Annotated in this window: 19 protein-coding genes; 12 read left to right on the top strand and 7 right to left on the bottom strand. The window is 65.7% G+C overall.

Annotation, left to right across the window (positions count from 1 at the left end; genetic code table 11):
• The first annotated feature begins 118 nt into the window (after nucleotides 1-118).
• The 3 genes from AC1RRP_RS17240 to AC1RRP_RS17230 are packed head-to-tail and all read left to right on the top strand — an operon-like array spanning nucleotide 119 to nucleotide 3,072.
• Complete coding sequence (locus AC1RRP_RS17240) at nucleotides 119-640, top strand: tripartite tricarboxylate transporter TctB family protein (RefSeq protein WP_493038345.1); 522 nt, start codon at nucleotides 119-121, stop codon at nucleotides 638-640.
• Nucleotides 641-673: 33 nt separating this feature from the next.
• The gene (locus AC1RRP_RS17235) at nucleotides 674-2,203 is read left to right on the top strand and encodes a tripartite tricarboxylate transporter permease (RefSeq protein WP_493038343.1); all 1,530 of its coding nucleotides are present in this window, start codon (nucleotides 674-676) and stop codon (nucleotides 2,201-2,203) included.
• Between the two features lie 35 nt (nucleotides 2,204-2,238).
• Nucleotides 2,239-3,072 (top strand): cytidylate kinase family protein, encoded by an 834-nt coding sequence (locus AC1RRP_RS17230; RefSeq protein WP_493038341.1) that lies wholly within the window; start codon nucleotides 2,239-2,241, stop codon nucleotides 3,070-3,072.
• A gap of 238 nt (nucleotides 3,073-3,310) precedes the next feature.
• Here AC1RRP_RS17230 and AC1RRP_RS17225 read toward each other — a convergent pair whose 3' ends face one another.
• Nucleotides 3,311-3,919, bottom strand: coding sequence for a Crp/Fnr family transcriptional regulator (locus AC1RRP_RS17225; protein WP_493038339.1), 609 nt, complete (start codon nucleotides 3,917-3,919; stop codon nucleotides 3,311-3,313).
• 286 nt (nucleotides 3,920-4,205) lie between these two features.
• On the opposite strand from AC1RRP_RS17225, the gene oxc reads away from it, so the two are divergent.
• From oxc to frc (AC1RRP_RS17210), 3 genes are all read left to right on the top strand, one after another.
• Entirely contained in the window at nucleotides 4,206-5,939 is a 1,734-nt protein-coding gene (gene oxc / locus AC1RRP_RS17220; protein ID WP_493038337.1) for an oxalyl-CoA decarboxylase, read from the top strand.
• Between the two features lie 36 nt (nucleotides 5,940-5,975).
• A complete protein-coding gene (gene frc / locus AC1RRP_RS17215) occupies nucleotides 5,976-7,250 on the top strand; it encodes a formyl-CoA transferase (protein WP_493038335.1) in 1,275 nt (424 codons plus the stop codon).
• A 245-nt stretch (nucleotides 7,251-7,495) separates the two neighbouring features.
• Nucleotides 7,496-8,743, top strand: coding sequence for a formyl-CoA transferase (gene frc, locus AC1RRP_RS17210; protein WP_493038333.1), 1,248 nt, complete (start codon nucleotides 7,496-7,498; stop codon nucleotides 8,741-8,743).
• 78 nt (nucleotides 8,744-8,821) lie between these two features.
• Here frc (AC1RRP_RS17210) and AC1RRP_RS17205 read toward each other — a convergent pair whose 3' ends face one another.
• On the bottom strand, nucleotides 8,822-10,093 hold the full coding sequence (locus AC1RRP_RS17205; protein WP_493038331.1) for a cyclic di-GMP phosphodiesterase: 1,272 nt from the start codon (nucleotides 10,091-10,093) through the stop codon (nucleotides 8,822-8,824).
• Nucleotides 10,094-10,410: 317 nt separating this feature from the next.
• Here AC1RRP_RS17205 and AC1RRP_RS17200 point away from each other — a divergent pair, with 317 nt between their 5' ends.
• Genes AC1RRP_RS17200 through AC1RRP_RS17190 form a run of 3 tightly spaced genes read left to right on the top strand, consistent with a single transcriptional unit; the run spans nucleotide 10,411 to nucleotide 14,723 of the window.
• Nucleotides 10,411-11,136: an ABC transporter ATP-binding protein gene (locus tag AC1RRP_RS17200; RefSeq protein WP_493038328.1), complete on the top strand. Its 726-nt coding sequence runs from the start codon at nucleotides 10,411-10,413 to the stop codon at nucleotides 11,134-11,136.
• The gene (locus AC1RRP_RS17195; RefSeq protein ID WP_493038326.1) at nucleotides 11,133-13,496 is read left to right on the top strand and encodes an ABC transporter permease; all 2,364 of its coding nucleotides are present in this window, start codon (nucleotides 11,133-11,135) and stop codon (nucleotides 13,494-13,496) included. The genes AC1RRP_RS17200 and AC1RRP_RS17195 overlap by 4 nt, the downstream gene beginning before the upstream one ends.
• 24 nt (nucleotides 13,497-13,520) lie before the next feature.
• On the top strand, nucleotides 13,521-14,723 hold the full coding sequence (locus AC1RRP_RS17190; RefSeq protein WP_493038324.1) for an efflux RND transporter periplasmic adaptor subunit: 1,203 nt from the start codon (nucleotides 13,521-13,523) through the stop codon (nucleotides 14,721-14,723).
• A 16-nt stretch (nucleotides 14,724-14,739) separates the two neighbouring features.
• On the opposite strand, the gene AC1RRP_RS17185 is transcribed toward AC1RRP_RS17190, so the two are convergent.
• The 4 genes from AC1RRP_RS17185 to AC1RRP_RS17170 are packed head-to-tail and all read right to left on the bottom strand — an operon-like array spanning nucleotide 14,740 to nucleotide 17,756.
• Entirely contained in the window at nucleotides 14,740-15,447 is a 708-nt protein-coding gene (locus AC1RRP_RS17185) for a lipoyl protein ligase domain-containing protein (RefSeq protein WP_493038578.1), read from the bottom strand.
• 5 nt (nucleotides 15,448-15,452) lie between these two features.
• A complete protein-coding gene (locus AC1RRP_RS17180) occupies nucleotides 15,453-15,695 on the bottom strand; it encodes a lipoyl domain-containing protein (RefSeq protein ID WP_493038322.1) in 243 nt (80 codons plus the stop codon).
• Nucleotides 15,692-16,732, bottom strand: coding sequence for an alpha-ketoacid dehydrogenase subunit beta (locus AC1RRP_RS17175; protein ID WP_493038320.1), 1,041 nt, complete (start codon nucleotides 16,730-16,732; stop codon nucleotides 15,692-15,694). Before AC1RRP_RS17175 ends, AC1RRP_RS17180 begins: the two co-directional genes overlap by 4 nt.
• Before the next feature lie 16 nt (nucleotides 16,733-16,748).
• The gene (locus AC1RRP_RS17170) at nucleotides 16,749-17,756 is read right to left on the bottom strand and encodes a thiamine pyrophosphate-dependent dehydrogenase E1 component subunit alpha (RefSeq protein ID WP_493038318.1); all 1,008 of its coding nucleotides are present in this window, start codon (nucleotides 17,754-17,756) and stop codon (nucleotides 16,749-16,751) included.
• Between the two features lie 172 nt (nucleotides 17,757-17,928).
• Between AC1RRP_RS17170 and AC1RRP_RS17165 the strand changes: the two genes are divergently transcribed.
• Complete coding sequence (locus AC1RRP_RS17165) at nucleotides 17,929-18,132, top strand: hypothetical protein (RefSeq protein ID WP_493038316.1); 204 nt, start codon at nucleotides 17,929-17,931, stop codon at nucleotides 18,130-18,132.
• Nucleotides 18,133-18,228: 96 nt separating this feature from the next.
• Nucleotides 18,229-18,864, top strand: coding sequence for a PAQR family membrane homeostasis protein TrhA (gene trhA, locus AC1RRP_RS17160; RefSeq protein WP_493038314.1), 636 nt, complete (start codon nucleotides 18,229-18,231; stop codon nucleotides 18,862-18,864).
• A gap of 10 nt (nucleotides 18,865-18,874) precedes the next feature.
• Here the strand turns inward: trhA and AC1RRP_RS17155 are convergent, their stop codons facing one another.
• Complete coding sequence (locus AC1RRP_RS17155) at nucleotides 18,875-19,699, bottom strand: HDOD domain-containing protein (RefSeq protein ID WP_493038312.1); 825 nt, start codon at nucleotides 19,697-19,699, stop codon at nucleotides 18,875-18,877.
• Between the two features lie 205 nt (nucleotides 19,700-19,904).
• Here AC1RRP_RS17155 and AC1RRP_RS17150 point away from each other — a divergent pair, with 205 nt between their 5' ends.
• Entirely contained in the window at nucleotides 19,905-21,080 is a 1,176-nt protein-coding gene (locus tag AC1RRP_RS17150; protein WP_493038310.1) for a multidrug effflux MFS transporter, read from the top strand.
• Nucleotides 21,081-21,235: the final 155 nt, after the last annotated feature.

Here is a 21,235-nt window from a genome sequence, read left to right as displayed (position 1 = left end):
GACCGGACCCGCCCTCTCCCACCCCCACGCAAAGTACAGCGGGACGGTGGCCAGTCTGGACTGGCGCTGACCCTAGTTTTCTGCCGCCCGAAATTACCTCATCAGCACTTCTTTCGTCATGGAATCGAATATGGAATCACACGAAGGCGAACGCACCGGCGTAGCCACCAACATCATTGATGCGATCGTCGCGATCCTGGTAATCATCATGGGCGGCACCATCATTTATGGCAGCCGCAAACTGGGTTCCGAGTGGACCAGTGACGGCCCCGGCGCCGGTTATTTCCCCTTCTACATCGGCCTGATCCTCTGCATCTCGGGTGTCGGCGTGCTGTACCAGGCGCTGACCAGCAAGGACAAGAACACCGAGGTGTTCGTTGACCGCGAATCCTTCAAGCGCGTGCTGTCGGTGCTGCTGCCCGCCGCCGTCTACGTCGGCTTCATCCAGGTGATCGGCATCTACGTCGCCTCGGCCGTCTACATCGCGCTCTTCATGATCATTCTGGGCAAGTACAGCTGGCTCAAGAGCGTCATCATCGCCCTGGTGGTCAACGCCGTGTTCTTCATGATGTTCGAAGTCTGGTTCAAGGTGCCGCTGCACAAGGGCGCCTTCGACCCGCTCAGCTTCCTGGGCTATTGAGCACCCAGCAGGAAATTACGGAGACTTAAGAAAATGGAAGAACTCAACGCACTGTTCCAGGGCTTCGCCGTCGTGATGACGCCCATGAACTTTCTGCTCATGGTGGTGGGCATCGTCCTCGGCGTGCTGATCGGCGTGCTGCCCGGTCTGGGCGGCGCCAACGGCGTGGCCATCCTGCTGCCACTGACCTTCAGCATGAACCCGACCTCGGCCATCATCATGCTGTCCTGCATCTACTGGGGGGCCCTCTTCGGTGGCGCCATCACCTCGGTGCTGTTCAACATCCCCGGTGAACCCTGGTCGGTGGCCACGACCTTCGACGGCTATCCCATGGCCCAGAAGGGCCACGCCGGCGAAGCGCTGACCGGCGCCTTCACCTCGTCCTTCGTGGGTGCCTTCGTCGCCGTGGTGATGATCACCTTCCTGGCGCCGCTGGTGGCCAAGTTCGCCCTGAAGTTCGGCCCGCCCGAATTCTTCTCGGTCTACCTGCTGACCTTCTGCAGCTTCGTGGGCATGGGCAAGGGCTCGCCCTTCAAGATCCTCGCTTCCATGACGATCGGCTTCGGCCTGGCCGCGGTGGGCATGGACACCGTGACCGGCCAGCTGCGCCTGACCTTCGGCTTCACCGAGCTGATGCGCGGCTTCGACTTCCTGATCGCTGTGATCGGCCTGTTCGGCATCGGCGAGATCCTGCTCTCGATGGAAGAAGGCCTGGCCTTCTCCGGCAAGAGCGCCAAGATCGACCCCAAGGTCGTCTGGCAGACCTGGAAGAAGCTGCCCGCCTACTGGGCGACTTCGATCCGCGCCTCGCTGATCGGCATCTGGATGGGCATCACCCCCGGTGGTGCCACCCCGGCCTCGTTCATGAGCTACGGTATCGCCAAGAAGATGTCCAAGAACGGCGCCAAATTCGGCACCGGTGAACTCGAAGGCGTCGTGGCGCCGGAAACCGCAGCCCACGCTGCCGGTACCGCCGCCCTGCTGCCCATGCTGGCCCTGGGTATCCCGGGTTCGCCGACCGCCGCCGTGCTGCTGGGTGGCCTGCTGATCTGGGGTCTGCAACCCGGCCCGCTGCTCTTCGTCGAGCAGAAGGACTTCGTGTGGGGCCTGATCGCCTCCATGTACCTGGGTAACCTGGTCGGCCTGATCGTGGTGCTGACCACCGTGCCGCTGTTCGCCTCGATCCTGCGCATCCCCTTCTCGATCATCGCCCCGGTGATCATCGTGATCTGCGCGATCGGTGCCTACACCGTGCACAACGCCATGCTCGACATCTGGTTCATGCTGCTGTTCGGCGTGGTGGGCTACGTGTTCAAGAAGCTCGACTACCCGCTTGCGCCACTGGTGCTGGCCCTGGTGCTGGGCGACAAGGCCGAAGACTCGTTCCGCCAGGCCATGCTGGTCTCGCAGGGTGAGCTCTCGGTCATGTACTCCAACGCACTGGTCGGCTCCATCACCACCCTGGCCCTGCTCCTGCTGTTCTGGCCGCTGATCTCCAAGCTGATCGCCCTGGTCAAGCCGCCCAAGCAGGATGAGTTCGCCGCCGAGCGTCCCGTGGACTGAGCCCCCTTTTCGAGTACCGACGAAGGAGTAAGAACATGCCCGTGATTGCAATGACCCAGGAAATGGGTTCCCTGGCCAAGGATGTGGCCCTGGAACTGACGGCCGCCATGAACCTGGCCGTGATGCGCCACGAGGTGGTGGATCATGTGGCCGGCAAGATGCACGTCTCGACCAGCCTGATCAACCGCCTGCGTGAAGGCAAGGCCGGGCTGATCGAGCGCGCCAAGACCGACACCGAGCGTCTTGCCCTCTACACTGCCGAAGAAGTGTTTGAGTTGGCCAACAAGGGCAATGTGGTGCTGCGCGGCTGGGGCGCCACCTGCCTGTTGCGCCCCGTGCCGCACGTGCTCACGGTGCGCATCACCCGCTCCTTCCACAAGCGCGTCGAATGGCTCATGAACCATCTGGAGACCGACGACCGCGATTTCGCGGAAAGCGAGATCCGTCGCAGCGACCACGCGCATGCCACCCGCATGCACCAGCTCTTCGGCGTCACCTGGGGCGACCCGGTGCTCTACGATCTGGTGCTCAACACCGACCGCCTGAGCGTGCACAGCTGCGTGGAGCAGATCCGCCAGCTGAGCCAGCGCCCGGAGTTCCAGGAGTCCGAGGCCTCGCGCCAGCTGCTGGCCAACATGACCCTGGCGTCCCGCGTGCGTTCCGCCCTCAAGGACAACGAGACCACGCAAGAGGTGAACATCACCATCGAAGCCCAGAAGGGCCGCGTGATCCTCAAGGGCATCGTGGTCAACGCCCACGAGCAGGGCGAGGTGGAAAAGGTCGCCTCGATGGTGTCCGGTGTCGTCGGCGTCGAGAACCGCCTGCGCCTGATGACGTCCTCGCGCCTGTTCACGCACTCGAAGACCTGATCATCTGCGCTCCTGCCCCCTTGCGGGGCCGGAACCAGGGCCTGCTTCCTCACGGAACAGGCCCTTTTTCTTTGGGCTGCGCGGAATAAGTCCTGGCGATGGGCTGCGCGCCCCGCAGAGGGATGGGATGCAAGGCGCAAACCACAGCCATAGTTCCTGCTATGGCGAGGATTTGCAACGCCGCAGACCGCCCGCTGCGGGGATGCAGCACGCGGCGGGGGGCTTGTTCAGCGCAGCCTTAGATCTTGCCGCGCTGCTTGAGGCGGCTCAGCGTCTCAGCCGAGAGGTTCATGTAGGCCGCGAGTTCCTTTTTCGGGATGCGGTCGAACAGCTCGGGGTGCTTGCGCAGGAAGCGGTGCACACGGCCCGGCGCGTCCAGCAGGTGCAGCGTGATGGTGTGCGCCATGATTTCGCTCATGAGGTTCATCACGCAGTACTCGAACAGGCGCTTTTCCTCCGGATGACGATCGATGAAGGCGATCCACTCCGGCAGGGGCAGCTTGACCACGCGCGCCTTGGTCACTGAAACGATGCTGTAGGGCGTAGGCGTCTTGAGAGACCATGCTGCGTAGCTGGTTTCCATCTCGCGCTCGGCGGCGAAGCGCAGGATCATTTCCTTGCCCTGGGCATTGGCAACGACCCGCTTGAGCACCCCGTCGAGGATGAAATACTGCTCCATCTCATGCACGCCCTGGTGCAGCAGGAAATCGCCCTTGTTGCAATCCACCACCGTGAGGTGCTGTTCCAGCTCCTCGTGCGACGCCGCACTCATGCCCTTGAGCACGTTGTTCTGGCGGAGTTGAACCCGAATGATGTTCTTTTCCGGATGGTTCTCGATGGATGTCATGGGCCAGGGATCGCGCATTCGCGCCGGTAGCGGGCCGGCTCCCCGTGGAAAGCCGGTTATTTGTCCCGAAAATTGACCGTGGTCAATGGCGGATACTGAATCGGTTTCTATCATAACCCGTCGATGCAAATGGGCCCTGTTGACACCTCGTCGAACAAGGGCCCCAGCACCGCCTGACACCCCGATTGCGCGCTCCCGGGGTCCCCCAGATTCGAGGAGCCGCAGATATTTGCCCGCCGGGTCGCCCGACTTTCACAGACGTCAAAAACCGAGAGAGACTACAACCATGTCCAACGACGCTCAATCCAGAGAACTGACCGATGGTTTCCACCTGGTCATCGATGCTCTGAAACTCAACGGCATCACCAACATCTACGGCCTGCCGGGCATTCCGGTCACGGACCTGACCCGCATGATGCAGGAAGAAGGCCTGCGCGTGATCTCCTTCCGCCACGAGCAGAACGCCGGCAACGCCGCCGCCATCGCCGGCTTCATGACCGGCAAGCCCGGCATCTGCCTGACGGTGTCCGCCCCCGGCTTCCTCAATGGCCTGACCGCCCTGGCCAACGCCACCACCAACTGCTTCCCCATGATCCTGATCTCCGGCTCCTCCGAGCGCGAGATCGTCGACCTGCAGCAGGGTGACTACGAAGAGATGGACCAGCTGGCCATCGCCAAGCCCCTGTGCAAGGCCGCCTTCCGCGTGCTCAACGCCGAAGACATCGGCGTGGGCATCGCCCGCGCCATCCGTGCCGCCGTCTCCGGCCGCCCGGGCGGTGTCTACCTGGACCTGCCGGCCAAGCTGTTCGGCCAGGCCATGGACGCTGCTGCCGGCAAGGCTTCGCTGATCAAGGTGGTCGATCCCGCTCCGCGCCAGATCCCCGCCCCGGACGCCGTCAAGCGCGCCCTGGACCTGCTCAAGGGCGCCAAGAAGCCCCTGATCCTGCTGGGCAAGGGTGCCGCCTACGCCCAGGCCGACGCCGACATCAAGACCCTGGTCGAGAAGTCCGGCATTCCCTACCTGCCCATGTCCATGGCCAAGGGTATCCTGCCCGACACCCATGAGCAGTGCGCCTCGGCCGCCCGTTCCTTCGTGCTGCCGGAGGCCGACGTGGTGCTGCTGGTCGGCGCGCGCCTGAACTGGCTGCTCTCGCACGGCAAGGGCAAGACCTGGGGTGGCAAGGACCACAAGAACGCCGGTGGCCAGAAGTTCATCCAGATCGACATCTCGCCCACCGAGGCTGACAGCAACGTGGCCATCGACGCCCCGCTGGTCGGCGACATCGGCTCCTGCGTGTCCGCCCTGCTCGCCGGCATGGGCTCCAGCTGGGCCAAGCCCCCGGCCGAGTGGACCGGCGCCGTGGTCGAGCGCAAGAACAAGAACGTCGCGAAGATGGCCGAGACCCTGGCCAAGAACCCGCCGGTGATGAACTACCACAGCTCGCTGAACGTGGTGCGCGACATCATCAAGGCCAACCCCGACGCCATCCTGGTCAACGAAGGCGCCAACGCGCTGGACTTCACCCGCTCCATCGTCGACATGTACAAGCCGCGCAAGCGCCTGGACGTGGGCACCTGGGGCGTGATGGGCATCGGCATGGGTTTTGCCGTGGCCGCCGCCGTCGAAAGCAACCAGCCGGTGATCGCCATCGAGGGCGACAGCGCCTTCGGTTTCAGCGGCATGGAAGTCGAGACCATCTGCCGCTACAACCTGCCGGTCTGCATCGTCATCATGAACAACAACGGCGTCTACCGCGGCGACGAACTGGCCCGCGGCGGCTCCAGCGATCCTTCGCCCCTGGTGTTCGTCAAGGGCGCGCGCTACGACAAGCTGATGGAAGCCTTCGGCGGCGTCGGCGTGCAGGCCACCACCCCGGCCGAGCTGCGCAAGGCGATGGAAGAAGCCATCAAGTCGCGCAAACCCACCCTGATCAATGCCGTCATCGACGAAGGTGCCGGCACCGAAAGCGGTCGTATCACCAGCCTCAACCCCACGAGCGCTGCGACCAAGAAGCACTGATTTCACTAGCGCAACAACCCACAAGGAGATATGCACATGTCTGGAAACAAACCCCTCAAGGGCATCAAGATCATCGACTTCACGCACGTGCAAGCCGGTCCTGCCTGCACCCAGCTGCTGGCCTGGTTCGGCGCGGACGTGATCAAGGTCGAGCGCCCGGGCGCCGGCGACGTCACCCGCAGCCAGCTGCGCGACATGCCCGATGCCGACGCGCTCTACTTCACGATGCTCAACAGCAACAAGCGTTCGCTGACCCTGGACACCAAGACGGCCGAGGGCAAGGAAGTGCTCGAGAAACTGATCAAGAAGTCCGACGTCATGGTCGAGAACTTCGGCCCCGGCGCGCTGGACCGCATGGGCTTCACCTGGGAGCACATCCAGAAGCTCAACCCCGGCATGGTCCTGGCTTCGGTCAAGGGCTTCAGCGACGGCCACCACTACGAAGACCTGAAGGTCTACGAAAACGTGGCCCAGTGTGCCGGCGGCTCCGCTTCGACCACCGGCTGGTGGAAGGGCGAGAACTCGCAGCCCACGATCTCCGCGGCTGCCCTCGGTGACTCCAACACCGGCATGCACCTGGCCATCGGTATCCTGACCGCCATCATCGGCCGCCAGCAGACCGGCAAGGGCCAGAAGGTCGCCGTGTCCATGCAGGACGCCGTGCTGAACCTGTGCCGCGTGAAGATGCGCGACCAGCAGCGTCTGGAGCGTCTGGGCTACCTGGAAGAGTATCCCCAGTACCCGCACGAGATGGACGCCTTCAAGGACCGCGTGACCCCGCGCGGCGGCAATGCCGGCGGCGGCGGCCAGCCGGGCTGGATCCTGAAGTGCAAGGGCTGGGAAACCGACCCCAACGCCTACATCTATTTCACGGTGCAGGGCCACGCCTGGGAGCCGATCTGCGACGCGCTGGGCAAACCCGAGTGGAAGACCGATCCGGCCTACACCACCCCGAAGGCCCGCCAGCCGCACATCATGGAAATCTTCGCCACCATCGAAGACTTCATCAAGGACAAGACCAAGTTCGAAGCGGTGGACATCTTCCGCAAGTTCGACATTCCTTGCGCCCCGGTGCTGTCCATGAAGGAACTGCTGGTCGATGAATCGCTGCGCAAGAGCGGCTCCATCGTCGAAGTGCCGCACCCCGTGCGCGGCAGCTACTTCACCATCGGCAGCCCGATCAAGTTCTCGGACCTCAAGCCCGAAGTCACCGCCTCCCCGCTGCTGGGCCAACACACCGACGAGGTGCTGGCCGAGCTGGGTTACAGCAAGGACCAGATCACGGCCATGCACGGCAAGAAAGCCGTCTGAGAACTTCCCCTCGGACATGAAAACGGCGCCTTCGGGCGCCGTTTTTTTTGCCTCGTTGGTTTCCTCGCTTCGGTCTGGAAATACCTGCATTTCTCCTCTGTACGCATGTATCAGCAGGGCCCTGCGCCCACATAAAAAACGACAATATTTCAATGCGTTGAAACCCCTATAATGATCAAGTCATATAGAAGACTAGTCGCTTCTATTCATAAGAATTTTTTATCATTAGAACCAGGAGTTTTTTCATGACCAAGGCCCTCGAAGGAGTGCGCATCCTCGACTTCACGCACGTGCAGTCGGGACCCACCTGCACACAGCTGCTGGCGTGGTTCGGCGCCGACGTGATCAAGGTGGAGAAGGCCGGTGAAGGTGATGCCACGCGCGGACAGCTGCGCGACATCCCGAACGCCGACAGCCTGTACTTCACCATGCTCAACCACAACAAGCGCTCCATCACCCTGGACACCAAGAACCCCAAGGGCAAGGAAGTGCTGATCAAGCTGATCAAGGAATGCGACGTGATGGTCGAGAACTTCGCCCCCGGCGCGCTCGACCGCATGGGCTTTCCCTGGGAGAAGATCCAGGAGATCAACCCCCGCATCATCCTGGCCTCGGTCAAGGGTTTCGGCCCCGGTCCCTATGTCGACTGCAAGGTCTACGAGAACGTGGCCCAGTGCACCGGCGGCGCTGCTTCCACCACCGGTGACCCCGACGGCCTGCCCATGGTGACGGGCGCGCAGATCGGTGACAGCGGCACCGGCCTGCACCTGGCCCTGGGCATCGTCACCGCCCTGTTCCAGCGCGAGAAGACCGGCCGCGGCCAGAAGGTGCTGGCCGCCATGCAGGACGCCGTGCTCAACCTGTGCCGCGTCAAGCTGCGCGACCAGCAGCGCCTGGAGCGCACCGGCGAGCTGCGCGAGTACCCGCAGTACCCCGACATCGAGTTCGGCGAAGCCGTGCCGCGCGCGGGCAACGCCTCGGGCGGTGGCCAGCCAGGCTCCATCCTCAAGTGCAAGGGCTGGCAGAAGGACCCCAACGCCTACATCTACTTCATCACCCAGGCCGCCGTCTGGCCTGCCATCTGCAAGATCATCGGCGAGGAGGACTGGATCACTAACCCGCACTTCGCCACGCCGCAGGCCCGCCTGCCGCACCTGAAGATGATCTTCGACCGCATCGAGGAATGGACCAAGACCAAGACCAAGTTCGAGGCCATGGACATCCTCAACGAGTTCGACATCCCCTGCGGCCCCATCCTCTCCATGAAGGAAATCGCCGAGGACCAGTCGCTCCGCGAAACCGGCACCATCGTGGAAGTCGACCACCCGGTGCGCGGCAAGTACCTGAGCGTGGGCAACCCCATCAAGCTCTCGGACAGCCCGACCGACGTGACCCGCTCCCCCCTGCTGGGCGAGCACACCGAAGAGGTGCTGATGCAGATGGGTTACAACAAGGCGCAGCTCGACGAGTTGCGCGCCGCCAAGGCGATCTGATCGAACGCGGCACCGACCGCGGTGCGCATCAAAAAAGCCAGGGCATGCCCTGGCTTTTTAATGGGGACCCGCAAACGCTCAGGCGTCGGCCAGCGGGGCCGGGCCTGAGTTCTCGAAGTAGTAGGCAATGCGCTGGCGCGGGCCCAGGTACTCCAGCGCATCAGGCGGCAGGCTGGCCGGCTTGAGGCTGCGGCGGATGCCGATGCCGGGCTGGCTTTCCAGGTCGAGGATCAGGGCCTCGCGCTTGGGCACCGAAGGCTCGTGCACGATCACCCGGGGCTTGAGCGGCCGCACGGAATTGACCGAGACGACCAGCGCGTAGCGCCCGTCGATGAGCTGCACCACCGAGCCGGGCGGGTAGACCCCCATCATGCGGATAAAAGCGCTCAGCACGATGTTGTCGAAACGCGCCTTGTGCTGTGCGAACAGCAGGGACAGCGCTTCGTGCGGGGTGAGCGCCGTCACCAGGCGCACCGGGTTGCAGAGGTTGTCGTAACGGTTCACCAGGGCCAGGATGCGCGCCGGCATCGTCAGGTCGCCACCGGGCGGCCGCATGGGGAAGCCGGTGCCGTCGATCAGCTCGTGGTGCTGGGCAATGGCCATCAGCGCGCCTTCGCTGAGCTGCATGCGGTTGGCAATGGCCACGCCCTTGTTGACGTGTTCCTGGTAGAGCTTGAAGTCCTCGATGGAGAAGCCGTCCTCGAACCAGCGCACGCGCTGGGGCAGCTGCAGCTTGCCCACATCGTGCAGGAAGGCGCCCACGCCCAGGTCGACCAGGGCCGGGCCCGCCAGGCCCATGGCCTTGCCCAGCAGCAGGCTCATCACGGTGACGTTGACCGGGTGCATGGCGGCACGCTCACCCACGCCCTCGGACAGCAGGCGGATGGCCGCCTCGCCGTCGCACGCCATTTCCTGCACGAAAGCTTGAATCATGGCCACGCACTCGTCGCGCACGATTTGGGGTTGATCCAGCACCCGCTCCTGCACACGGCGGTATTGCTGCTGGGCTTGGCCGAATTTCTGCTCGCAGGCTTTCAGGCTCTGCTGCTGCGACTCGATCAGCGCCGCACGGCGCCGGCGGAACTCGCGCTCCTGCGCCAGGGCGCGCGCGGCCGAAGCCTCGTCCGTGGCTGGCTGGCTCGCCAGGCCATCCGACGGCGGATCGCTCTTGGCCGGCACATAACGCACCTGCTTGAGCCCCAGGCCACGGATGGTTTCTATCTGGCGAGGCGAGGTGATCTTGAAGCTGCCCGTCGGAAAGGGATGCGACATCCAGCCCAGTTCGAGCTCGACGTAGAGCCCGATGCGCAGGTCTGAGATATTGATCAGTTCGGAATCGGAAGACTTCATGTGAATTTCACGTCTGCCACCACCCTTGACGCCGGCAGACGCGCCGATTCTAGTCCAAGGATACGTCCTGCGCAGAGCCAGAACCATGAGGAATCAACAACTTTGCGATAAATCCTGCAGCAGAACCTGAACTTTTAACCAATCCACGCCGTCCGAAGGAACGGACGGGACATATTGGTGCATCCATGCCCCCTGCGCAAGCGATCTGCTGTGCCACGCCGGGAGGGACCCACGCCCGGGATTCATGACCGGGGTCAAGATGCCCAGATGCAGCGCGCCTATCATGGGCCCCACCCGCCATGGACCCGCCACAGGATATGAAGCCGAGCGCCGAAGCCAGCCCCACCGTTTTCACCGCCCACAAGCTGAGCAAGACCTACCAGATGGGCGAGGTCGAGGTGAAAGCCCTGCAGGACGTGGACCTGGACATCCGTCGAGGCGAGTTCATCGTGCTGCTTGGCCCCTCGGGCAGCGGCAAGTCCACCCTGCTCAACATCCTGGGTGGCCTGGACCGTCCCAGCAGCGGCAACGCGCGTTTTTCCGAGCACGAGCTCAGCGGCGCCAGCGACGCCGAGCTCACGCGTTACCGGCGCGAGCACGTGGGCTTCGTGTTCCAGTTCTACAACCTCATCCCCAGCCTGACGGTGCGGGAGAACGTCGAACTCGTCACCGACATCGCGCACAACCCCATGCCCGCGGCCGAGGCGCTGCGCATGGTGGGCCTGGAAGAGCGCCTGGACCACTTCCCCTCGCAGCTCTCGGGCGGCGAGCAGCAGCGCGTGGCGATCGCGCGCGCCATCGTCAAGCGGCCGGAGGTGCTGCTGTGCGATGAGCCCACCGGCGCGCTGGACTACGTCACCGGCAAACTGGTGCTCGAAGTCATCGAACGCATCAACCGCGAGCTGGGTACCACGGCCATCGTGATCACGCACAACGCGGCCATCGCCGGCATGGCCGACCGCGTGCTGCACCTGGGCGGCGGGCGCGTGCAGCGCGTGGACGTCAACCCGCACAAGATCAGCCCCTCGGAGCTGTCCTGGTGAAAGCCCTGGACCGCAAGCTGCTGCGCGACCTGCGGCTCATGTGGAGCCAGGCCGTCACCATCGCCCTGGTGGTGGCCAGCGGCGTGGCCGGCTTCATCGCCACCTTCAGCGCCTACGACGCGCTGTCCTGGTCGCGCGAGGTCTATTACACCGAATCACGTTTTGCCGACGTCTTCGCCAGCCTCAAGCGCGCGCCCCTGGCGCTGGAACGCCAGCTGGCCACCCTGCCCGGCGCTGCACACGTGGAGACCTCACTCACGCAGATCGTGCAGGTGGACATTCCCCATGTGTCCGACCCCATCATCGGCCGCCTGATCGGCATCGACCTGCAGGCGCTGCCGCGTCTCAACCGCCTGCACCTGCGCGAGGGGCGCATGCCGGTCACGCAGCGCAGCAGCGCGCTGGAGGTGCTGGTGTCGGAAGGTTTCGCCATGGCCCGCAAGCTGCAGCCCGGCGACCGCATCCACGCCCTGGTCAACGGCAAGCGCGAGGAACTGCTGATCACCGGCATCGCGCTCTCGCCCGAGTACATCTTCGCTGGCATGGGCGGCTCGCCCGACCTGCGCGGCTTCGGCGTCTTCTGGCTCGACCGCCAGGCGCTGGCCGCCGCCTACAACATGGAAGGCGCCTTCAACCAGGTGGCGGTGCGCCTGGCCCCGGGCGCCAGCGAGGGCCGCGTGATCGACGGCCTGAACCGCCTGCTCGCGCCTTACGGCGGCATCAGCGCGCAGGGCCGCGACGAGCAGATGTCGCACATGATCCTGAATTCCGAGATCAAGGAACAACGTGTCATGGGCACCGTGCTGCCCAGCATCTTCCTGGCCGTGGCCGCCTTCCTGCTCAATGTGGTGCTGAGCCGCCAGATCGCCACCCAGCGCGAGCAGATCGCCGCGCTCAAGGCCCTGGGCTACGGCAATGCGGCCATCGGCGCGCACTACGTCAAGCTGGTGCTGCTCATCGTCATCCTGGGCGTGCTGATCGGCCTGGGGGTGGGCGCCTGGCTGGGCAACTGGTTCTCCGGCATCTATGCCGAGGTGTTCCGCTTTCCCGAACTGCGCCACCGCGTGCGGCCCGAACTGATCCTGGCCGCCACCGTCATCACCCTGGTCGCCGCCCTGGGCGCCACCTGGCGCGCCATCTCGGCCACCGTGCGGCTGGCCCCGGCCGAGGCCATGCGCCCGCCCGCGCCAGGGCGTTTTCGGCCCAGCTTCGTCGAGACCTGGGGCCTGCGCGAGTTCTTCAGCCCGGCCGTGCGCATGGTCCTGCGCACCATGCAGCGCCGCCCCCTGCGCACCCTGCTCACCATCTTCGGCATCGCCGCCTCCATGGCCATCGTCATCAGCGGCACCTTCTGGCGCGACACGATCGACCTGTTGCTGCACACCCAGTTCCGCCTGGTGCTGCGCGGCGACGTCATCGTCAGTCTGGTCGAGGCGGCGCCCGCACCCGTCACCTACGAGATGGCGCGGCTGCCGCACGTCACGGCCGTCGAAGGCGTGCGCAGCGTCCCGGCCCGCCTGGTGCACGGCCAGCACCACTGGCGCGGCAGCGTGCAAGGGCGTAGCGCCGACCCGCAGCTGCAACGCATCGTGGACGTGGCCCACCAGAGTTTCGCCCCACCGCAAGACGGTCTGCTGCTGACCGACCGCCTGGCCGAACGCCTGCACATCAAGCCGGGCCAGACCGTGCGCGTGGAGCTGCTCGAAGGCCGGCGCCAGGTGCTGGATCTGCCGGTCATGGGCACCGTGCAGGAAATGATGGGCATGGGTGCCTACATCGAACGGCGCAGCCTGAACCGCCTGCTGCAGGAAGGCGACCACGTCAATGTGGTCGCCCTCTCGGTGGAACGCGGCCATGAGCCCGAACTGCTGGATCGGCTCAAGAACCTGCCGCGGGTGGCGGCGGCCTTCAGCAAGTCCGTGATGCTGCGCAACATCGAGGAGATCACCGCGCGCAATGTGCTGGTCTTCAGCGCCATCCTCACCGTCTTCGCCAGCATCATCGCCGTGGGCGTGGTCTACAACCACGCACGCATCGCGCTGGCCGAACGCGCCTGGGAGCTGGCCAGCCTGCGCGTGCTGGGTTTCACGCGCGGTGAGGTCTCCACCTTCCTGCTGGGCGAGCTGGCGCTGGAAATCCTGATCGCCATCCCGCTGGGCCTGGTGGCCGGCTACTGGCTGGCCGCCGGCATCGTGCAGCTGATCAAGACCGACGAGTTCTTCTTTCCGCTCATCATCCAGCCGCCCACCTATGCCTATGCCGCCATCGTCGTCGTGGCCGCCGGCGTGGCCAGCGCCCTCATCGTACGCCGGCGCATCGACACGCTGGACCTGGTGGGCGTGCTCAAGACACGAGAATAGAAACCAGCCGACAGGGAACCAAGCATGAACATCTCCAGGAAACAACTTTGGACCGGCGCCGGCGTGCTGCTGGCCGTCTTGCTGCTGGTCTGGGCCTTCTGGCCGCAGGCCACCGAGGTCGAACTGGGCGCGGTGAGCCGCGGCCCCTTCGAGCGCGCCGTGCAGGAAGACGGCAAGACCCGCCTGCGCGAACGCTACGTGGTGTCCACCCCGCTCACCGGCCGCGTGCAGCGCCTGAGCCTGAAGCAGGGTGACAGCGTGGCACGCGACGCCGTGCTGGCCACGCTGTGGCCCGTCATGCCCGGCCTGCTGGACGAACGTGCGCGCCAGGAGCAGAACGAGCGCATCGGCGCGATGGAGGCCGCCGTGCGCCGCGCCAGCGCCAATGTGGAACGCGCCCGCGCCGCGCTCGACCAGGCCGTGGCCGACCTCAAGCGCAGCGAGACGCTGGCCCAGCAGGGTTTCGTCTCGCCCACGCAGAACGAAACCGGACGCCTGACCGTGCGCCTGCGCCAGAAGGAACTCGACAGCGCGCGCCAGGAAGAAGACGCCACCGGCCACGAGCTGGCGCAGGCCCGCATCGCCATCCGCACCTTCAGCCAGGGCGGGCCCGCCACGCAACGCAGCTGGGCCATCAAGTCGCCGGTTGCCGGCAAGGTGCTCAAGGTCAACCAGCAGAGCGAAGGCCTGGTGCAGGCTGGCACGCCTTTGCTGGAACTGGGTGAACCCGGCGACCTGGAGGTGGTGGTGGACCTGCTGACCGAGGACGCCGCCCAGGTCAAACCGGGCACGCCGGCCACGCTGGCCAACTGGGGCAGCCCGCAAAGCCTGCTGACGCGCGTGCGCCTGGTGGAGCCGGCCGCCTTCACCAAGATCTCCGCCCTGGGGGTGGAGGAGCAGCGCGTCAACGTGGTGCTCGACATCCTCTCCCCGCGCGAGCAGTGGAGCGCGCTGGGCGACGGCTACAAGGCCGACGTGCGCATCGTGGTGCAGACCGAGAAGGACGCACTCAAGGTGCCGGTCAGCGCCCTCTTCCCCTCCGGCGCCCGCGCCGCGCTCTATGCCGTGGAAGGCGGCCGCGCCCGCCTGCACGAGGTCGAGGTGCTGGCGCGCAACGGCAGCGAGGCCTGGGTCAAGACCGAACTGGCGCCGGGCACGGAGGTCATCCTCTTCCCGCCAAGTTCGCTCAAGGACGGCGAACGGGTCCAGAAGCTCAAGGGCGGATGAATCGGCCAGCACATCTTCACGCGTCCGTCAGCGCAAGGGCCAGCCGGCGCGACAGCGCTGCGCTCCAGCTGCCGGACGACCACGTCCGACCCAGCAAGCGCCCGCAAGACGCCGTGCGCTGTCGAAGCCATGCCGCCTCGTCCCGCCGCCCAAGTGCGTCGCACAACAAACCCCAGTCCGGCTCGGCGACCAGCGTGCCGGCGACCAGCAGCACCCCCGAGGCACGCCGCCGCTGCGCCAGGCCCACGAGCTTGCGCCCCTGGGCGTCGACCACCTCCCACGGACCGAGGCTGCCGAAGCAGGCCCAGTCCAGCGCGGGCAAGCCCCGCGCTGCGAGTGAGGCCTGCGTGCCGACGATCTGTGGCGGTGGCAGGGCCTTGACGGCCAGCCCCTCGTCCGCCAAGGCGTCGGCGTGCAGCCGGCCCAGGAGGCGGTAACTTTCCGGCAGGCCCTGCCCCAGCCAGGGGTGATGTGGGGGCAGCACAAGCGACAGGCTCACCAGCCAGGGGCCGGTGAGCACGGCGCCCCCCCCGGATTCGCGCAGCAGCACCTCGATGGGCGGGCCGCCCGGTCCCGCCATCAGCCGCTCGTAAAGCAGACGCTGAGAACAGCCCAGCACCAGCGCGGGCTGTTCGTAGGTCCAGACCCGCCACAGGGGCGCCACCACTGGCTGCTCCAGCTGCTGGTGGTTCCAGGCCTGCTCTAGTGCGGCAACGCTGGCAATTTGCCTTACTCCAGCATGGCGATGACCGTGCCGCGTGCAAAGGTGGCGCCGGCCGGCACCAGGATCTTTGCGATACGGCCGTTGGCCGGGGCGGTGATTTCCTGGTTGGACTTCACCAGCACCACATTGGCCAGCGGCTGGCCGGCACGCACGGTGTCGCCCGGCTGCACCAGCCACTTGTCCACCAGCGCCTGCACCGAGTCGTCCACACCTTCCCACGCCTCGGCACCCAGGGTGATGTCCCTCATGCAGGCTGCCCTTCGGCGACGTGGGCTTTCATCAGCGCCCGCGCGGCGCTCACGATGTTGTCCACCTGCGGGATCACGAACCTCTCCAGCGGGCTGCTATAGGGGATGGGCACGTCGGGCACGGCCAGGCGCTTGACAGGCGCCTTCAATGCCACGGTGTCCAGGTTCTCCGCCACGAGGGCGGCGATCTCGCCGGTGAGGCCGAAGCTCAAATAGTCCTCGTCCACCACCAGCAGGCGGCCGGTCTTGGCCACGGACTTGAGCACGGCCTGGCGGTCCAGCGGCACCAGGGTGCGCAGGTCCAGCACCTCGGCGCTGATGCCCTGCTTCTTCAGCTCCTCTGCGGCCAGCAGGGATTTCTGCACCATCTGGCTGAGCGTGACGATGGTCAGGTCGCTGCCCTCGCGCACCGCCTTGGCCACGCCGAAGGGGATGGTGTATTGCTCTTCGGGCACTTCGTTGCTGCTGCCTTCGAAGTAGGCCATCCATGGCAGGCCCATGATGCCCTTGTGGTACATGAAGAGCACGGGGTTGTCGTCACGGATGGCCTGGGTCATCAGCCCTTTGGCATCGTAGGCGTTGGACGGCACCACCACCTTGAGGCCCGGCATGTGAGCAAAGGTGGCGTACAGGCACTGCGAGTGCTGCGCCGCATCACCGTAGCCGCCGCCGATGGCCGTGGTCAGCACCACGGGCAGCTTGATGTTGCCGCCGGCCATATAGGTGTTCTTGGCCAGGTGGTTGTAGATCTGGTCCATGCAGACGCCGAAGAAGTCCACGAACATCAGCTCGGCGATCGGGCGCAGGCCGGCCGCGGCGGCGCCGGTGGCGGTGCCGATGAAGGCCGTTTCGGAAATCGGCGTGTCCATGATGCGCTCGGGGCCGAACTTGTCGAGCAGACCGCCGGTGGCACCGAAGATGCCGCCGTACTTGCCGATGTCCTCGCCCATGACGAAGACCTTGTTGTCATGCTCCATCTCCTGGCCGATGGCCTCGGCGATGGCCTGGGCCATGGTGAGTTTGCGGGTGTTAGCCATTTGGTGTTCCTCCGGTTCAGGCAAAGACGTCCTGCAGGGCTTCCTGCGGGGCCGGGTAGTCACTCTTGCGGGCGTAGGCAAAGGCATCTGCCACACGCTGCTTGGCGCGCGCCACGATGGCGACCTCTTCCGCGTCCGTCATCTGGCCGGCGCTCTTGAGCTGCGCGGCCAGCCTGGGAATCGGATCGTTTTTGCGCAGGTTGGCCACCTCGTCCTTGGGGCGGTAGGTCTCGGGGTCACCCTGGAAGTGGCCCAGGTAACGGTCGGTCTTGACCTCGACGAGGCTGGGGCCTTCGCCGCGGCGCGCGCGCGCGATGGCCGGGGCCACGGCCTCGTACACGGCCAGCGCATCGTTTTGCGCCACCTTGATGCCGGGCATGCCATAGGCCGGGGCGCGGTCGGCCACCCATTCAATGGACGTGGCGCTGGTCTTGGGCACGGAGATGGCCCATTTGTTGTCTTCACAGACGAAGATCACCGGCAGCTTCCAAAGCGCCGCCAGGTTGAGCGATTCGTGCACCGCCCCCTGGTTGGCCGCACCCTCACCAAAGAAAGCTACCGCCACCCAGTCCTTGCCCAGCTTCTTGGCGGCCAGACCCGCGCCGCAGGCCGGCGGCAGGCTGGCCCCGATCAAGCCGCTGCAGCTGAACTTGTGCGCCGGATCGAACAGGTGCATATGGCCGCCCTTGCCCTTACCGAGGCCCGTCACCTTACCGAACATCTCGGCCGTCATGGAATTGAGCGGTACGCCCTTGGCAATGGCGAAATGGTGCGGGCGGTGCGTGCCGACCACCGTATCCTCCTGCTTCAAGTGGGCGCAGATGCCCACCGCCACTGGCTCCTGCCCGGCCGCGAGGTGCATCTCACCCGGCACCGGGCCCGAGCCGATGTCGAAGGCCAGGCCCTGCTGGATATTGGGGGGCAACTTGCCTTCCAGGTAGACCATGGCCATGGTCTCCTCGTAGTTCCGGATCTCGACCATCTTCTCGTACATCCAGAGCAATGTCTCCTTGTTGGCTTGCATGACTGCTTCCTCCTTGGAAAGGATCGGTTGGTCCGGTGCGCCAGTCGGCGACCCGCAGGCACCGGACAACTCAGAATAGGAAGCAATCGCGGTTTTTCGTTGACGCAGGTCAACTCCGGGACGGTTAGCCGGCGTCAAGGTGACTGCGACCCAGCCCTTGTAAACTCACCCCATGCATCACCGTACCCTCCTCCTGTCCGCCCTTTTGGCGAGTCTGTTGCTGGCCGGCTGCAGCACGCGGGCCTGGTACGAAGGCGCCCGCGCCAGTGCCGAAAGCGAATGCCGCCGCCAGCCGCCCGGCGCCTACGACGACTGCATGCGCCGCGTGAACCGGCAGACCTACGAAGACTACGAGAAGGAACGCACGCGCAAATAGGCCGGCGACGATGCCGGCGATTTGCTTGATCTTCCTTAAGGTTGGATGCCGTGCCTGACACGCGCCGTTCACACGCGCGTGAGAAAATTGTCGCTTATGAGCGAACGTCCCCAGACCCTCGGCGAGGAAATCGCCAACAGCGTGAGCCACGGCCTGGCCCTGCTGGCGGCACTGATCGCCGCGCCCATCCTGCTCGTGGCCGTGAGCCCGCTGAACGCGGCCAATATCGTGGGCGCGGCCGTGTTCGCGACCACCATGGTGCTGCTCTACTTCACCTCCACCCTCTACCACGCCCTGCCGCAGGGCCGCGCCAAGCAGGTGTTCATGAAGCTGGACCATGGCGCCATCTACCTCTTCATCGCGGGCAGCTACACGCCCTTCGCGCTCGGTGCGCTGGGCGGCGCCTGGGGCTGGACGCTGTTCGGCCTGGTGTGGGCCATGGCCGCCATGGGCATCACTCTCAAGGCCTTCGACCGGCTCTCGCACCCCTGGCTGTCCACCGGCCTGTACCTGGCCATGGGCTGGCTGGTGCTGATCGCGGCGGTGCCGCTGGTGGAGCGCGTGCCCTCGGCCGGCCTGGCCCTGCTGGTGGCCGGCGGGGTGGCCTATACCGTGGGCGTCGTGTTCTTCATGCTCGACACGAAGCTGCGTTACGCCCACGCGGTGTGGCACGGCTTCGTCGCCGCCGGCACGGGCCTGCACTACTTCGCAGTGCTCGGCTACGCCGCCTGAGCGGCTGCACCTATTCGAGGAAAAGCCGTGCCTCCTGGCTGGAGGCCCAGTCCACCGGCGCATGGGCCAGCACCACGCCCACATCCAGGCCCAGGGCCAGGGCGGTCTTGTCGGGAAAACTCACGGCAAGCTTGTTTTCCGAGTAGCCCATCTCGTGCGCGCGGCAGCGCCAGGACGCCACATGCAGGATGCCGGCCATGGGCTCGTAGCCCTCGCGCTCGAAGGGCGCGTCCTGATGCTCCAGCGTTTCCACCAGGGCCTCGGGCAGGTGCCAGGCCCGCGCAAACCCGGCGCCGACCTGGGCGTAGGAATAGCCCAGCAGTTCGTGCTCGGCACGCGCGCGCTGGGGCGCGAAAACGTCGATGCGCTGGTTGAGCTGCGCCATCTCCCTGGGCATGCCGCGATGCATGACAAGTTCGCCCAGGGCGTGGACCAGGCCCACCGTATAAGGCGAGACATCCATCTTCCTGGACCGGGACAGGAGTTGCGTCAGACTCGCGGTGTCCAGGCTGTAGCGCCAGAACTGCTTCATGTCCACGCCGCCCACCTTGCGGAAGGCGCTGCTCATGGCAGCCTCGATGGTCATGTCCCGCACCGGTCGCAGGCCCAGGATGGTCAGGGCCTCGCCCACGGTGCCGACGCGGCTGCGGTGCTGGAAGCGCGCGGAATTGGCCACCCTGAGCAGGCGCGCGGTCATCACCGGCTCCATGCTCAGCAAGCTGCTCACGCGCCGTGCGTCGGGCTCCGGTGCGTTGAGCTCGGTCAGCGCCAGCGCGATCACGCGGGGAATGCTGGGCAGAGCCACAGGGGAAGCTAGCAGGGACTTGATATCCATCGGCGGTGAAACCTGGCTGGGTCTGCGTATCGCCTTGCCTGACCTTGTGCTGTTCAGGCACAGGCCGCACAGGGCATGCCCAAAGCTTAGCGCCTATCGTCCCGGGGCTCAACCACTGAGGCCGACTATGATCGCCGGGATCACGTGAAAGCGTGACAATGTGCTTCATTCCACGACACCCCGGTCGACCGACCGAGAGGTTTTCATGACCACCAGTTTCCTGCGCGCGGCCCTCGTCCTGGGCCTGCTCTCGGCCATCGGCCCCTTCGCCATCGACATGTACCTGCCGGCCCTGCCCTCCATCGGGCAGAGCCTGGGCGCATCCATCGGCGCCGTGCAGGGCAGCCTCATGGCCTTTTTCATCGCCCTGGGTCTGGGCCAGCTGATCTACGGGCCGGTCTCCGACATGGTGGGCCGCAAACCGCCGCTGTACTTCGGCCTGGCGCTGTTTGCCCTGGGCAGCGTGGGCTGCGCACTCGCGCCCGACATCCACACCCTGGTGGCCATGCGTTTCGTGCAGGGCCTGGGCGCCTGCGCCTGCAGCGTGGTGCCGCGCGCCGTGGTGCGTGACCTGTACACGGGGCACGAGGCGCTGCGCCTGATGTCCACACTCATGCTGGTCTTCAGCGTCTCGCCCATCCTGGCGCCGCTGGCCGGCAGCCTGCTGATCGAATGGCAGGGCTGGCGCAGCACCTTCTGGTTCATGCTGGCGGCCGGCCTGCTGGGCCTGCTCCTGATCGCCACGCAGGTGAACGAGACACGCCCGCCCGAGCAGCGCGTGGGCAGCAGCTGGCACCAGGCCCTGCGCGGCTACCTCACCCTGCTGCGCGACCGCCGCTTCCTGGGCCTGGTGCTGATCGGCGCCTTCGGCATCGCCAGCTTCTTCGCCTACCTGGCCAACTCGTCCTTCGTGCTGATCGACCACTACGGCCTCACGCCGCGCCAGTACAGCATCGTCTTTGCGGCCAACGCGGCCTCGTTCATCGGCATGTCACAGCTGACTGCCCGCCTGGGCCGGCGCTTTGGCATGAAACCCATGATCGGCATGGCCGCCCACGGCTACGCGGGTGTCATGGTCCTGCTGCTGGCGCTCTTTCTGCTGGGCGTGGACGCCCTGCCCGTGCTGCTGGCCCTGCTCTTCGTGGGGTACGGCTTCCTGGGCTTGATCATCCCCACCTCGGCCATCCTCGCGCTGGAAGACCACGGGCCCATCGCCGGCACCGCCTCGGCCCTGATGGGCACGCTGCAGTTCGCCACCGGTGCGGTGGTGATGGGCATCGTCGGCCTTTTCGTGGATGGCACGGGCCTGCCCATGGTGGCCGGCATTGCCGGCTCTGCGGGCATGACCTGGCTGTTTGTGCGCGGGACGCTGCGGTCTTAAGCCACCAGATCTGGCGACACAGACTTTATCTGTGCCGCTCGGGTAACGCAGTCCACCTGCGTTGTTCCTCTTCAGAGGTGTATAGACCGGAGACATGGGAAACGGGTGTTCGGGGACATAGGAAACACTTTTCCTGCGCCGCAGGCGCCAGGAGA

Source organism: Hylemonella sp. GW821-FHT12C09 (genome assembly GCF_058807395.1).
Note: the sequence above shows the minus strand (reverse complement) of the source record. Positions and strands in the feature narration are given on the sequence as shown.

Excerpts from the sequence above, each read along its gene's own strand:
- AC1RRP_RS17240 (WP_493038345.1), top strand. The coding sequence starts at position 119 with ATGGAATCGAATATGGAATCACACGAAGGCGAACGCACCGGCGTAGCC.
- AC1RRP_RS17235 (WP_493038343.1), top strand. The coding sequence starts at position 674 with ATGGAAGAACTCAACGCACTGTTCCAGGGCTTCGCCGTCGTGATGACG.
- AC1RRP_RS17230 (WP_493038341.1), top strand. The coding sequence starts at position 2,239 with ATGCCCGTGATTGCAATGACCCAGGAAATGGGTTCCCTGGCCAAGGAT.
- AC1RRP_RS17225 (WP_493038339.1), bottom strand. The coding sequence starts at position 3,919 with ATGACATCCATCGAGAACCATCCGGAAAAGAACATCATTCGGGTTCAA.
- oxc (WP_493038337.1), top strand. The coding sequence starts at position 4,206 with ATGTCCAACGACGCTCAATCCAGAGAACTGACCGATGGTTTCCACCTG.
- frc (WP_493038335.1), top strand. The coding sequence starts at position 5,976 with ATGTCTGGAAACAAACCCCTCAAGGGCATCAAGATCATCGACTTCACG.
- frc (WP_493038333.1), top strand. The coding sequence starts at position 7,496 with ATGACCAAGGCCCTCGAAGGAGTGCGCATCCTCGACTTCACGCACGTG.
- AC1RRP_RS17205 (WP_493038331.1), bottom strand. The coding sequence starts at position 10,093 with ATGAAGTCTTCCGATTCCGAACTGATCAATATCTCAGACCTGCGCATC.
- AC1RRP_RS17200 (WP_493038328.1), top strand. The coding sequence starts at position 10,411 with ATGAAGCCGAGCGCCGAAGCCAGCCCCACCGTTTTCACCGCCCACAAG.
- AC1RRP_RS17190 (WP_493038324.1), top strand. The coding sequence starts at position 13,521 with ATGAACATCTCCAGGAAACAACTTTGGACCGGCGCCGGCGTGCTGCTG.
- AC1RRP_RS17180 (WP_493038322.1), bottom strand. The coding sequence starts at position 15,695 with ATGAGGGACATCACCCTGGGTGCCGAGGCGTGGGAAGGTGTGGACGAC.
- AC1RRP_RS17175 (WP_493038320.1), bottom strand. The coding sequence starts at position 16,732 with ATGGCTAACACCCGCAAACTCACCATGGCCCAGGCCATCGCCGAGGCC.
- AC1RRP_RS17170 (WP_493038318.1), bottom strand. The coding sequence starts at position 17,756 with ATGCAAGCCAACAAGGAGACATTGCTCTGGATGTACGAGAAGATGGTC.
- AC1RRP_RS17165 (WP_493038316.1), top strand. The coding sequence starts at position 17,929 with ATGCATCACCGTACCCTCCTCCTGTCCGCCCTTTTGGCGAGTCTGTTG.
- trhA (WP_493038314.1), top strand. The coding sequence starts at position 18,229 with ATGAGCGAACGTCCCCAGACCCTCGGCGAGGAAATCGCCAACAGCGTG.
- AC1RRP_RS17155 (WP_493038312.1), bottom strand. The coding sequence starts at position 19,699 with ATGGATATCAAGTCCCTGCTAGCTTCCCCTGTGGCTCTGCCCAGCATT.
- AC1RRP_RS17150 (WP_493038310.1), top strand. The coding sequence starts at position 19,905 with ATGACCACCAGTTTCCTGCGCGCGGCCCTCGTCCTGGGCCTGCTCTCG.